At 74.1% G+C, this 13,092-nt stretch carries 9 protein-coding genes; 7 read left to right on the forward strand and 2 right to left on the reverse strand.

From position 1 onward, the window contains the following. Nucleotides 1-118: 118 nt before the first annotated feature. From ACTMTB_RS12590 to ACTMTB_RS12605, 4 genes are read left to right on the forward strand one after another with little or no spacing between them, the layout of a single operon-like run. Nucleotides 119-1,366, forward strand: a complete 1,248-nt coding sequence (locus ACTMTB_RS12590) for a MurT ligase domain-containing protein (RefSeq protein ID WP_280838264.1) — start codon at nucleotides 119-121, stop codon at nucleotides 1,364-1,366. Next, nucleotides 1,356-2,078, forward strand: a complete 723-nt coding sequence (locus ACTMTB_RS12595) for a type 1 glutamine amidotransferase (RefSeq protein ID WP_154943885.1) — start codon at nucleotides 1,356-1,358, stop codon at nucleotides 2,076-2,078. Before ACTMTB_RS12590 ends, ACTMTB_RS12595 begins: the two co-directional genes overlap by 11 nt. Beyond that, entirely contained in the window at nucleotides 1,976-2,770 is a 795-nt protein-coding gene (locus ACTMTB_RS12600) for a TVP38/TMEM64 family protein (RefSeq protein WP_441145903.1), read from the forward strand. Before ACTMTB_RS12595 ends, ACTMTB_RS12600 begins: the two co-directional genes overlap by 103 nt. Then, nucleotides 2,767-3,576 carry a phosphotransferase gene (locus tag ACTMTB_RS12605; RefSeq protein ID WP_441145220.1) on the forward strand — a complete coding sequence of 270 codons (810 nt, stop codon included), beginning with the start codon at nucleotides 2,767-2,769 and terminating at the stop codon, nucleotides 3,574-3,576. Before ACTMTB_RS12600 ends, ACTMTB_RS12605 begins: the two co-directional genes overlap by 4 nt. Nucleotides 3,577-3,896: 320 nt before the next feature. Here ACTMTB_RS12605 and leuS read toward each other — a convergent pair whose 3' ends face one another. After that, a complete protein-coding gene (leuS, locus tag ACTMTB_RS12610; protein ID WP_441145222.1) occupies nucleotides 3,897-6,737 on the reverse strand; it encodes a leucine--tRNA ligase in 2,841 nt (946 codons plus the stop codon). Nucleotides 6,738-7,311: 574 nt separating this feature from the next. Here leuS and ACTMTB_RS12615 point away from each other — a divergent pair. Genes ACTMTB_RS12615 through ACTMTB_RS12625 form a run of 3 tightly spaced genes read left to right on the forward strand, consistent with a single transcriptional unit; the run spans nucleotide 7,312 to nucleotide 12,179 of the window. Next, nucleotides 7,312-8,367, forward strand: coding sequence for an AAA family ATPase (locus ACTMTB_RS12615; protein WP_088961109.1), 1,056 nt, complete (start codon nucleotides 7,312-7,314; stop codon nucleotides 8,365-8,367). A gap of 1 nt (nucleotide 8,368) precedes the next feature. After that, nucleotides 8,369-9,667 (forward strand): DUF58 domain-containing protein, encoded by a 1,299-nt coding sequence (locus tag ACTMTB_RS12620; protein WP_441145224.1) that lies wholly within the window; start codon nucleotides 8,369-8,371, stop codon nucleotides 9,665-9,667. A gap of 16 nt (nucleotides 9,668-9,683) precedes the next feature. After that, nucleotides 9,684-12,179 (forward strand): transglutaminaseTgpA domain-containing protein, encoded by a 2,496-nt coding sequence (locus tag ACTMTB_RS12625; protein WP_441145226.1) that lies wholly within the window; start codon nucleotides 9,684-9,686, stop codon nucleotides 12,177-12,179. Between the two features lie 404 nt (nucleotides 12,180-12,583). On the opposite strand, the gene ACTMTB_RS12630 is transcribed toward ACTMTB_RS12625, so the two are convergent. Next, nucleotides 12,584-12,982: a DUF3040 domain-containing protein gene (locus ACTMTB_RS12630; RefSeq protein WP_088961106.1), complete on the reverse strand. Its 399-nt coding sequence runs from the start codon at nucleotides 12,980-12,982 to the stop codon at nucleotides 12,584-12,586. Between the last annotated feature and the right edge of the window lie 110 nt (nucleotides 12,983-13,092).

Genomic DNA, 13,092 nt, shown 5'->3' on the forward strand with positions numbered 1-13,092 from the left:
ACCGGCGGAGCGCGGGGCGACCGGACGCCCGAGAAGGGTCCGGCCGAACGGTTCGCCGTCGGCGGCGATCTGGTGGGCGTGCGGGTCCGGTAACCTCGCTCGGGTGACGGACGCGAAGATGCCCCTGCGGGCAAAGGTGGCCAGCTCCGTGTCCCGGACGGCCGCGGCCCTGTCGCGCGCCGCCGGCCGGGGCGACGGCTCGGTGATCGGCGGCTGGATCGGGCTGAAGATCGATCCCGACCTGCTGGCCCACCTCTCCGCCGGCCGCGCCATCGCGCTGGTCTCCGGCACCAACGGCAAGACCACCACCACCCGGCTCGCCGCCGCCGCCGTCGGGGTGCTCGGTCGGGTGGCCACCAACTCCTTCGGCGCCAACATGCCGACCGGCCACACCTCCGCCCTGGCCAAGGCGGGCAGCACCCCGTACGCGGTGCTGGAGGTCGACGAGCACTACCTCGCGCAGGTGCTGGAGGCCACCGAGCCGCACGTGGTGGCGCTGCTCAACCTCTCCCGCGACCAGCTGGACCGGGCCAAGGAGGTCGCCATGATGGCGCAGCTCTGGCGCGCGGCGCTGGTCCGGCACGCCGACGTGCGGGTGGTGGCCAACGCCGACGACCCGATGGTGGTCTGGGCGGCCACCCCGCCGGCCGACCCGGCGCGCGGGGTCAACCCGCCGCACGTCACCTGGTTCAGCGCCGGCCAGCGCTGGCACGACGACTCCTGGGTCTGCCCGGAGTGCGGCTCCACCATCCAGCGCTCAGGAGAGCAGTGGTGGTGCACCGGCTGCCCGCTGCGCCGGCCCGAGCCGCAGTGGACCGTGGAGGACGAGGGCGTCCTCGACCCCACCGGCGCCTGGCACAAGGTGGCCCTCCAGCTCCCCGGCAAGGTCAACATCGGCAACGCGGCCACCGCGCTGGCCGTCGCCGCCGAGTTCGGGGTACGCCCCGTCGACGCGGTCTCCCGGCTGGGCACGGTCACCTCGGTCGCCGGCCGCTACGCCCAGGTCGACCGGGACGGGCGCAACATCCGGCTGCTGCTGGCCAAGAATCCGGCCAGCTGGCTGGAGGCGTTCGACATGGCCGACGTGGCGCCGACGCTGCTCTCCATCAACGCCCGCGACCCCGACGGGCTGGACACCTCCTGGCTCTTCGACGTCGACTTCGCCCCGCTGCGCGGTCGGCAGGTGCTGATCACCGGCGACCGGGCGTACGACCTGGCGGTCCGGCTCGACGTCAACGCCGTGCCGTTCCAGCACGTGCGGACGTTCGACGAGGCGGTCCGGGCGGTCCCGCCGGGCCGGCTGGAGGTCATTGCGAACTACACCGCCTTCCAGGACATCCGAGCGGAGTTGGACCGTGTCAACTGAGAGCCTGCGCATCGTCTGGATCTACCCCGACCTGCTCTCCACCTACGGCGACCGGGGCAACATGCTGATCCTGGCCCGCCGGGCGCAGCTGCGCGGGATGCCGGTCGAGGTGCTGGAGGTCCGCTCCGACCAGCGGCTGCCCGCGACCGCCGACATCTACCTGATCGGCGGCGGTGAGGACGGCCCGCAGGCGCTGGGCGCCCAGCGGCTGATCGCCGACGGCGGCCTGCACCGGGCGGTCGCCCAGGGCTCGGTGGTCTTCGGCGTCTGCGCCGGCTACCAGCTGCTCGGCACCTCCTTCTTCGCCAAGGGCACCAAGTGCGCCGGGCTGGAGCTGCTCGACCTCTCCTCCGACCGCGGCCCCACCCGGGCCGTCGGCGAACTGGCCGGCGAGATCGACCCGCGGCTGGGCGTACCGGCGCTGTCCGGGTTCGAGAACCACGGCGGGCGCACCCACCTCGGCCCCGGCGTCTCGCCGCTGGCCCGGGTCACCGCCGGGGTCGGCAACGACGGCGCCACCGAGGGCGCCTGGCGCGGCAAGCTGCTCGGCACGTACTCGCACGGGCCGGCGCTGGCCCGCAACCCGGCCCTGGCCGACCTGCTGCTGCGCTGGGCCACCGGGGTGCACCAGCTCCCGCCGCTGGACGACACCTGGGCCGACCGGCTCCGCTCCGAGCGCCGCGCCGCGGTGGCCGCCGCCGACCGGGCATGATCCACGCCGTCCGGCGGCTGCTCGGCCAGCCGTCCGGGCGTCGCTTCGCCGCGCTGCTGCTCCTGCTCGCCGGCTTCGGGGTGCTGCTGCTGGTGGCGCCCCGGCCGGACGTCGCCCGGCTGCCGCGCCTCGCCGACTCCCTCGGCGGGTACGCCCCGCTCGCGGCGATCGCCGCCGGGGCGGTGCTACTGGTCGCGCTGGTCCCGCGGACCTTCGTCACGCTCGCCTCCGGCGCCATCTTCGGCCCCCTGGAGGGCGCCGCGTACGCGCTCGGCGCGGCCCTGCTCGCCGCGGCGATCGGCTTCGCGGTCGGCCGGGTGCTGGGCCGGGAGTTCGTCGCGGAACACCTCCGGGGCCGGCTGGCCCGGCTCGACGGCTGGTTCGCCCGGCAGAGCGTGCTGGGGGTGATCACCGTCCGGCTGCTGCCCATCGCCGGCTTCGGCCTGGTCAGCTACGGCTACGGCACCACCGGAGCGCGGGTGCTGCCGTTCCTCGCCGGCAGCGTTCTCGCCTCCGCCCCGACCGCGTTCGGCTACGCCGCGATCGGCGCGGCGGTCAGCTCACCGGGCGAGGTCAACTGGTACGCCGCCGCCCCCGCCAGCCTCGGCCTGATCGCCAGCGCCGTGCTGATCCACCGCTGGTGGCGGGCCGAACGGCAGCGCCGGCTCGGTGCGACGGAGCCGCGACCGTGACGGGTGGGAACCGGCCGCCGCGCCGCGCCGAGGTGACCGGCGCTGCCGAGGAGGTGCTGGCCGGCGGGTTCATCGCCGAGGTGGTCCGGATCGGCGACACCGTCCGCCGCACTCCCCCGGCCAACGCCGGGTTCGTCACCGCCCTGTTGGCACACCTGGACCGGGTCGGCGCGCCCGTGGCGCCCCGACCGCTGGGCACCGACGAGCGGGGCCGGCAGGTGCTCAGCCACCTCGCCGGGCAGGTGCCGTGGCGGGAGCGGGAGGACCCGGCCTTCTTCTCCGACGCCGCGCTGACCCGGCTGGCCGAACTGATCCGGGCCCTGCACGACGCCTGCGCCGGCACCGCTCTGGCCGGCCGCGCGGAGACGGTCTGCCACCGCGACCTGTCGCCGAAGAACACCGTGTACCGGGACTCGCCCGCCGGGCTGCTGCCGGCGGCGTTCCTGGACTGGGACCTCGCCGCGCCGGGCCGCCGGATCGACGACGTGGCGTTCGCCGCGTGGCACTGGGGGGAGCTGGGCGACGACGCCGACCCGGCCGAGCTGGGCCGGCGCTGCCGGCTGCTCTGCGACGCCTACGACGCGGCCGCCGCCGGACCGGATCCGGTACCGCTCCCCCGGGACGAGTTGGTCACCCTCATGCTCGACCAGCTCGAGGCCACCTGGCGGGGCATCGACGCCGGCGCGGACCGGGACGAGCCCGGCATGCGCCGGCTGCGCGCGGCCGGCGCGGTCGACGGGGTACGCCACTGGCAGGACTGGCTGCACACCCACCGGCGCGCGGTGGAGTCGACCCTCCACGCCTGAAGCCACCCGCGCCATCGGCCGGGTGTCGTGCCGGCGTGTCGCGGCCCGGAGTGGACGTGCCCGACGAGCGACATACCTGAGAGGCATAAATATGCCTCTGAGTCATCACGCTCGTCGGGGCGTGCGCCACCACGGAGGTCACGCTCCGTGTATCGCCTTCCGGGCGCCGCTCGCCCGTTGGGACCGCGCGCCGACCTTGGTGAAGAGCCCGGCCACCCCACCCCGGCCCAAGATCCGCCCAAGTTCACGGAAAGAGTGGCCATTCCGCGCGGAACAGCCACTCTTTCCGTGAAACTGCCAGCCCCGGCCGGGGGGATGGGTCAGGCGACTACGGAGACCATGCGGCCCTTGACGACGATGACCTTGCGGGGTTCCTTGCCGGCCAGCGGGCCGGCGACCGCCTCCAGGGCCGCCGCGCGGACGGTCTCCTCGGACGCGTCGGCGGGGACCTCGACCCGGCCGCGGACCTTGCCGTTGATCTGCACCGGGTACGTCACCGTCTCGGCGACCAGCAGCGCCGGGTCGGCGGTCGGGAAGTCCGCGTACGTCAGGGAGCTCTCGTGCCCCATCCGCCGCCACAGCTCCTCGGCCACGTGCGGGGCGAACGGCGCCAGCATCAGCACCAGCGGCTCGGCCACCTCGCGTGGGGTCTCCGACAGCCGGGTCAGCCCGTTGGTCAGCTCGATCAGCTTGGCGATCGCGGTGTTGAACCGGATCGCCTCCATGTCACCGCGGACCCCGTCGACCACCTTGTGCAGCAGCCGCCGGGTCGCCTCGTCGGCCGGGGCCTCGGTGACCCGCAGCGCGCCGGTCTGCTCGTCGACGATCGCCCGCCAGACCCGCTGCAGGAACCGGTACGACCCGACGACCGCCCGGGTCTCCCACGGGCGGGACACCTCCAGCGGGCCCATCGACATCTCGTAGACCCGGAACGTGTCGGCGCCGTACGCGGCGCACATCTCGTCGGGCGTGACGACGTTCTTCAGGGACTTGCCCATCTTGCCGTACTCGCGCTTGACCTGGGTGTCGCCCAGGTAGAAGCCGCCGTCACGCTCGATCACGTCCTCCGCCGGCACGTAGGCGCCCCGGGCGTCGGTGTACGCGTACGCCTGGATGTAGCCCTGGTTGAACAGCTTGCGGAACGGCTCGAACGACGAGACGTGGCCCAGGTCGTACAGCACCTTGTGCCAGAAGCGGGCGTACAGCAGGTGCAGCACGGCGTGCTCGGCGCCGCCGACGTACATGTCGGTGCCGCCGCAGTCGCCCTCGCCGCGCGGGCCCATCCAGTACCGCTCGTTCTCCGCGTCGACGAACCGCTTCGAGTTGGTCGGGTCCAGGTAGCGCAGCTCGTACCAGCAGGAGCCGGCCCACTGCGGCATCACGTTGGTCTCGCGGGTGTAGCGCTTCGGGCCGTCACCCAGGTCCAGCTCCACCTCGACCCAGTCGCGCCGCCGCGACAGCGGGGTCTCCGGGTTGCTGTCGGCGTCGTCGGCGTCGAAGGTGCGCGGCGAGAAGTCGTCCACCTCGGGCAGCTCGACCGGCAGCATCTCCTCGGGCAGCGCGATCGCCGCGCCGGTCTCGTCGTACACGATCGGGAACGGCTCGCCCCAGTAGCGCTGCCGGGAGAACAGCCAGTCGCGCAGCCGGTAGGTGACCGCGCCGGCGCCGTGCCCGTTGGCCTCCAGCCACTCGATGATCGCCGCCTTGGCGTCGGCGACCCCCAGGCCGTTCAGGTCCAGGCCGCGGTCGGGCGCGGCGCTGTTGATCGCCGGACCCTCCCCGGTGTACGCCTTGCCGTCGAAGCCCTCCGACGGCTGCACGGTCCGCACGATCGGCAGCTCGAAGACCTCGGCGAACGCCCAGTCCCGCTCGTCCTGCGCGGGCACCGCCATGATCGCGCCGGTGCCGTAGCCGGCCAGCACGTAGTCGGCGATGAAGATCGGGATCTGCCCGCCGGTGACCGGGTTGACGGCGTACGCGCCGACGAAGACGCCGGTCTTCTCCTTCGTGTCGGCCTGCCGCTCGACGTCGGTCTTGGCCGCCGCCGCCTTCCGGTACGCCTCCACGGCCGCGCGCGGGTTGGCGTGCCCGCCGGTCCAGGCGTCCTTCGTCCCCGCCGGCCAGGCCGCCGGCACCAGCGCGTCGACCAGTTCGTGCTCCGGGGCCAGCACCATGTAGGTGGCCCCGAAGATGGTGTCCGGGCGGGTCGTGAACACCCGGATCGGCTCCCGCTCGGTGGGGAAGTCGATGTGCGCGCCCTGGGAGCGGCCGATCCAGTTGCGCTGCATCAGCTTGATCGGCTCGGGCCAGTCCAGGGTGTCCAGGTCGTCCAGCAGCCGGTCGCCGTACGCGGTGATCCGCATCATCCACTGCTTCAGGTTGCGCTTGAAGACCGGGAAGTTGCCCCGCTCGGAGCGGCCGTCGGCGGTGACCTCCTCGTTGGCCAGCACGGTGCCCAGCCCGGGGCACCAGTTCACCGGGGCCTGTGAGACGTACGCCAGCCGGTGGTCGTCGACGATCGTGCGCCGCTCGGCCACGGTCAGCTCGGCCCAGGGCCGGCCGTCCGGGGTGGGGCGGTTGCCGCCCTCGAACTCGGCGATCAGCTCCGCGATCGGGCGGGCCCTGCGCACGTCCGGGTCGTACCAGGAGTTGAAGATCTGCAGGAAGATCCACTGGGTCCAGCGGTAGAAGTCGGTGTCGATGGTCGCTACCGAGCGGCGCTCGTCGTGGGCCAGCCCCAGCCGGCGCAGCTGCGCCTTGTACCGCTCGATGTTCGCCACCGTGGTGGTCCGCGGGTGGGTGCCGGTCTGCACCGCGTACTGCTCGGCGGGCAGGCCGAACGCGTCGAAGCCCATCGCGTGCAGCACGTTGCGCCCGGCCATCCGCTGATAGCGGGCGAAGCAGTCGGTGCCGATGTAGCCCAGCGGGTGGCCGACGTGCAGGCCGGCGCCCGACGGGTACGGGAACATGTCCAGCACGTACAGCTTCTCCGCGCCGGCCCGGGGGTGGTCCGGGTCGGCCAGCGGGCCGGTCGGGTTCGGGGCGTGGAAGGTGCCCTCACGCGCCCAGACGTCCTGCCAACGCTGCTCGATCTCGTCGGCCAGGGCCGCGGTGTACCGGTAGGGGGGAATGTCGCCCGCCGGTGCGGCTGCCTCACTCATGGCGTCTCCTCGCTTCGCTCGTCGCCGCCGGCCGTGCCCGGCCGGGCTGGGTGCTGACCTCGCTCGGCGTGGTCATGGTTCGGTATGGGGAGTGGATCCGCTCCCGGTGCGGCCCGCCCGGGCGGGCCCGGGGCACACGCCGGCCGGCGGAGGGCACAAAAAAGCCCCTCGCGCAGGAGGGGCCGCCGTGCTGTCGCGCGTCAGCGCATCAGCACGGCCCGGTAAGAAGCAGGAAGACTCCGGCCATGTCCGGCAGTGTACCCCGCCCGCCGGGCGCGCGGGTGGCCCGCCACCGCGGGTCGGCGCCGGGCCGGGCGGGGCCACCCCCGCCGGGCCCGCGCCGGTGCCCATCGTGATCATGGTGGGCACCGACAGCGACCGTCAGGTCCCCCGTTGCGGTGGATATTCGGGGCGTAACCGACCGTCTACCTGCGGGGGTCGGCGACAACGAGAAACATGGTTAGCCTGAGAACCAGTGAGATTTCTGCGGCAGACGTGGCTCGGCGTCGCGAACCCAACGGCGGGTCCAGGTGCTCTATACAGAGCTGCCGTTCCGGCGACGAGGAGGAGGCCCGTGACACAACAGACCTGGGACGAGGTGGGCGGCCTGCTGCCGCACGACCAGTTCCGCGCCGCCAGCGAAGCCATCGTGGCCAACATCGAGCAGGTCATCGAAGGCAAGACCGCGACTGTGCGCCTCGCCCTGGCCGTCCTGCTCGCCGAGGGACACCTCCTGATCGAGGACGTGCCGGGCGTCGGCAAGACCAAGCTGGCCAAGGCCCTCGCCCGCTCGATCGACTGCTCGGTCCGGCGCATCCAGTTCACCCCCGACCTGCTGCCCAGCGACGTCACCGGGGTCAGCGTCTACAACCAGGAGACGCACGACTTCGAGTTCCGTCCGGGCGCCGTCTTCGCCAACCTGGTGGTCGGCGACGAGATCAACCGGGCCTCGCCGAAGACCCAGTCCGCGCTGCTCGAGTGCATGGAGGAGCGGCAGGTCACCGTCGACGGGGTCACCTACCAGCTCCAGACGCCGTTCATGGTGATCGCCACCCAGAACCCGATCGAGATGGAGGGGACGTACCCCCTGCCGGAGGCGCAGCGCGACCGGTTCACCGCCCGGATCGCCATGGGCTACCCGGACCCCGGCGCCGAGCTGGCCATGCTGGACGGCCACGGCGCCACCGACCCGCTGCAGGAGCTGCGCCCGGTCTCCGACGCCGCGACGGTGCGCCAGCTGATCGCCACGGTCCGGCAGGTGCACGTCGCGGACGCGGTCAAGCAGTACGCGGTGGACCTGGTCACCGCCACCCGCGAGGCCCCCGACCTGCGCCTCGGCGCCTCCCCCCGGGCCACGCTCCAGCTGCTGCGCACCGCCCGCGCGGTCGCCGCGCTGGAGGGTCGCGACTACGTGCTCCCCGACGACCTGCAGGCGCTGGCGGTGCCGGTGCTGGCGCACCGGATCATCCCGACCGCCGACGCCCAGCTGGCCCGGCGCACCACCGACGCGATCGTCTCGGAGCTGGTGCACCGGCTGGCGCTGCCGCAGGAGCGCAAGCGCACCCCGTACGACACGCCGCGGCCCGCCGCGGGCAACGGCCGCGGGCCGTACGAGCCGCGGAGGCCGTGAGGTGCGCGACGGGCTGCGCGGCCTGACCACCCGCGGCCGCTCGTTCCTGGCGGCCGCGGTCGCGGCGGCGGTCTCCGCCGGCATCCTCGGCGAGAAGGACCTGCTGCGGGTGGCCGTGCTGCTCGCCGTCCTGCCGCTGCTCGCCGCGCTCTACGTCGGGCGCAGCCGCTACAAGCTGGCCTGCAACCGGTCGCTGGAGCCGCACCGGGTGCCGGTCGGGGCCAGCTCCCGGGTGGTGCTGCGCCTGCAGAACATGTCCCGCCTGCCCACCGGCACCCTGCTGCTGGAGGACCGGCTGCCGTACGCGCTGGGCAGCCGGCCCCGGGTGGTGCTGGAGCGGCTCGGCGCGCACCAGGCCAGCTCGGTCGCGTACACGGTCCGCGCCGACGTGCGCGGCCGGTACGAGGTGGGCCCGCTGGTGGTCCGGCTGACCGACCCGTTCGGGCTCTGCGAGCTGACCCGGGCCTTCCCCAGCACCGACCACCTGACCGTGATCCCCCAGGTCACCCCGCTGCCGACGGTCCGCCTCCCCGGCGAGTACGCCGGCAGCGGCGACAGCCGGGCCCGGTCGGTGGCCGTGCACGGCGAGGACGACGCCGCCACCCGGGAGTACCGGGTCGGCGACGACCTGCGCCGGGTGCACTGGAAGTCGACCGCCCGCACCGGCGAGCTGATGGTGCGCCGCGAGGAGCAGCCCTGGGAGAGCCGGGCCACCGTCGTGCTGGACACCCGGGCGTTCGGCCACCGCGGCGACGGCCCGACCGCCAGCTTCGAGTGGGCGGTCTCCGCCGCCGCGAGCATCGCGGTGCACCTGCGCCAGTCCGGTTACAAGCTGCGGCTGGTCACCGGCTCCGGTGCGGACGTGGACGCCACCGAGGGCGCCGGGGACGGCCTGCTCCTGGACCACCTGGCGGACGTCCGCCTCGACCAGCGCGGCGAGGTCGCCACCCTGGTGCAGCGAGTCCGGCAGCGCTCCGACGGCGGCCTGATCATCGCCCTGCTCGGTGCGGTGAGCACCGCCGAGGCCGAGCTGCTGGCCGGGCTGCGCGGCAACGGGGCGACCTGCGTCGCCTTCCTGTTGGACAGCTCCACCTGGCTCAACCTGCCGGAGAAGGCCCGCGCCGAGTCGGAACGGGCACACGGCGCGGCCGCGCTCGCCCTGCTCCAGGGCGGCTGGCGGGTGATCGGGGTGGACCACGGCGGCCGGCTGCCGGCGCTCTGGCCGCAGGCCGCCCGGGGCTCGCAGGGCTTCGCGTTGCGCGCGGCGCTCGCCGAGACGGTCGCCGGCGGCGTCCGATGACGGAAAGGGTGACGTCGTGATCGCGTCCCGGAACCTCGGCTTCGTGGCCGCCGCGGCGACTCTGCTCGCCGCGGCGCCGCTGTCTTCGATCTTCCAGCGCTGGACCTGGCTGATCGAAGCCGCCATCGCGGTGGCCGTGGTCGCCGGGGTGGCCGCGCTGACCCGACTGGTCCGGGCTCCCCTGTGGGGCCAGGTGCTGGGCATGCTGGCCGGCCTGCTGCTCGCCCTGACCTGGCTCTTCCCGGGCGGCACCGAGCTGGTCGCGTTCCTGCCCACGCCGGCCACCCTGGCCCACTTCGGCGAGCTGTTGCAGGGCTCGTTGCAAGACATGCGCTCGTACGGCGTCGAGGTGCCGGACACCACCCCGCTGCTGTTCATCACCGTGCTCGGGGTGGGCTCGGTGGCGATCATGGTGGACGTGCTCGCGGTGGGGCTGCGCCGTCCGGCGCTGGCCGGCCTGCCGATGCTGGCCATCTACTCGGTGCCGGTGGCGGTCTACGTGGACAGCGTGCCCGCGCTGCCGTTCGTGGTCGGCGCCTCCGGCTACCTGTGGCTGCTGGTCACCGACAACGTCGACCGGGTACGCCGGTTCGGCCGCCGGTTCACCGGCGAGGGACGTGACGTCGACGTCTGGGAGTCCTCCCCGCTGGCCGCGGCCGGCCGCCGGCTGGCGGTGGTGGGCGTGGCGCTGGCCGTGGTGCTCCCGCTGGCCGTGCCCGGGATGACCGGTGGGCTGCTCGACCAGGTCAACTCGACCGGCAACGGCACCGGCAACGGGCGGCCCGGCCAGGGCGGCAGCCCCGGCCGGATCGACCTGTTCGCCGCGCTCAGCGGCCAGCTCAACCAGAGCGAGGTGGCCGAGATGGTCAAGGTGACCACCACCGAGCCGAGCCCGTTCTACCTGCGCTTCGGCGTCGCCGACGAGCTGCGGCCGGACGGCTTCCGGGTGCGCCCGCCCAACGGCCGGCGGGTGGACCGGGACCTGCCCGCCCCACCGGCCCGCCAGGGCGCCGAGCAGCAGCGGTACCGGGCCACGGTCGAGGTCACCCGCAACCTGGAGATGCCGTTCGTGCCGGTGTACGCCGACCCGGTCAACGTCGACGGGCTCAGCCGCAACTGGCTCTACGACTCGAACCTCGGGGTGGTCTTCTCCAACCAGGACAACTCCCGGGGCAAGCGCTACTCGTTCGAGTACGTCCGCTCGACGTTCACCCCGTCGGCGCTGCGCCGGGCCCGCTCTCTGCCCGCCGAGCACCCGATCGCCGTCCAGCAGACCCGGCGGCCGGCGGTGCAGCAGGTCGACCTGCTGGTGTCCCGGCTGGTCGAGGGGAAGCGGAACGACTACGACAAGGTCCGGGCGATCTACGACTACTTCTCCCGGGAGAACGGCTTCAGCTACTCGCTGAGCACCAAGGGTGGCACCAGCGGCGAGGAGATCGTCGACTTCCTCACCAGCAAGGTCGGCTACTGCCAGCAGTACGCGGCGGCGATGGCCTGGCTGGTGCGCTCCGCCGGCATCCCGGCCCGGGTGGCGTTCGGCTTCACCAACGGCACCAGCGCCGGCGAAGACGCGTACGTGCTCACCAACCGCAACCTGCACGCCTGGACGGAGGTCTACTTCGACCAGCTGGGCTGGGTCCCGTTCGACGCGACCCCGGCGTACGCGGTGCAGGGCGCGAACCGCTCGGCCTGGGCCCCGGACAGCGACGCCCCGGACCCGGAGCCGTCGGAGACCAGCGCGCCGGGCGCCTCCCCGGAGGACCCGGCCGCCACGGCCGGGCCGGACCGGGAGGACGCCGCCGACCGGGACACCGACGCCGGCTTCGACGCGGCCGGCGGCGCCCCGACCCGGCGCGCGCCGAGCTGGCCGTGGTGGACGGCGGGTGCCGTGCTGGCGCTGATCGCCCTGCTCTGCCTGCCGGCCCTGCGGCGGATGGCGCTGCGGCGTCGCCGCCACGGCCGGCCGGTCCGGGCGGTCGCCGCCGTCGCCGGCGCCGGCGGCCCGGACGGGGCGGGCGGGGCGGCCGCCGACGCGCCCGGCATGGTCGTGCTGGGCGCGGACCACGACCGGGCCCGCGCCGACGCGCACGCGGCCTGGGACGAGCTGCTGGACACGCTGGTCGACTACCGGGTACGCGTAGACCGCACCGAGACGCCCAGGGCCACCGCCGAGCGGCTGGCCCGCGAGGCCGTCGCCGACGACACCGCGTCCGCGGCGGCGGTACGGCTGCTCGGCCGGGCGGAGGAGCGGGCCCGTTACGCCCGCGACCCGCTCACCGGCGAGCCGTTGCACCCGGCGTTGACGGCGGTCCGGGGCGCCCTCGCCGCCCGGTCGGACCGGCGCACCCGGTTCCTGGCGACCGTGCTGCCGCCGTCGGTGCTGCTGCGCTGGCGGCTGGCGGTGGCGGACTCGTCCTCCCGGCTGGTGGCCAGCGGCGGGCGGACCCGCTCACGGTTGCTGCGCTGGAACCCGCGCCGGCTGCTCGCCGACCGCGCCACCCGCCGGGCCTGACCCGGCCCGCACCCGGCCACGTGCTCGGGGCCGCCCCGGCCCCGAGCACTTTCAGAGAAGGCGTGGCTATTCTTCGCCGAATAGCCACGCCTTCTCTGAAAGTGCGTGAGGACAGCTCGGCGTGCCCGGGTGATGCCGCGCCGCCAACCTCGGGCGCTGGACATTGCGTCTGCGGCGCCGCGCCATGTCGTCGACATGGGCGGCATTCCGGGCCTTCGGACCCCGCCACGGCGCCGACACCGAGTCGGTCACGACCGACGACGGTGGCTTGGCTCCGGCAACCTGATCGAGGCCGGGGCCGGGGCTCGGAGCGGGGTCGGACGTGCGGAAACGACGGAGGTGGCCGGACCCGTCCGGCACCCACCGTCGTGGCGACGCCCACCCGCCTCAGGGGCGGTGAGCGTTCAGCGATGTCCCTCCGGACGCTGCCGCCACCGGTCCTCCATGCGGTCCAGCAGCGACGGCCGTCGACCACCCGCGCGCCCGCGCGGACGACGGCGACTCGTCGTGCCACCCACCACGTGCAGGTCGGGTGACTGCGACCGGCGATGCGACTGCACCGCGTAGCCCAGCGCGGCCAGCATGACGACGAAGCCCGCCACTGCCAGCGGCGGAGTCTTGATCACCGCGCCGTAGACCAACAGGGCCAGGCCGACGACGACCACGCCGGCAGCGACGAGCAGGCGACGCCGCGCGTGGAAACGCGGGTCGCTGGCGCGCACGGCCGAGGCGAATTTGGGGTCCTCGGCAAGCGACCGCTCGATCTGCTCGAACAGCCGCTGCTCGTGCTCCGAGAGCGGCACGGCACTCCTCCCCGGTCACGTTGGTCGGCCCGCTCGGGCCGACAGACCGTGGCAGCCAACCGGCTGCTTGCCGTCAAGTCTACGAGGGGGCTCGCGCGTCGGAAAGCGGG

Source organism: Micromonospora sp. L32 (genome assembly GCF_052068055.1).
Lineage (GTDB): Bacteria > Actinomycetota > Actinomycetes > Mycobacteriales > Micromonosporaceae > Micromonospora > Micromonospora purpureochromogenes.

Coding starts and splice junctions, on each gene's coding strand:
- ACTMTB_RS12590 (WP_280838264.1), top strand. CDS start 119: ATGCCCCTGCGGGCAAAGGTGGCCAGCTCCGTGTCCCGGACGGCCGCG.
- leuS (WP_441145222.1), bottom strand. CDS start 6,737: ATGAGTGAGGCAGCCGCACCGGCGGGCGACATTCCCCCCTACCGGTAC.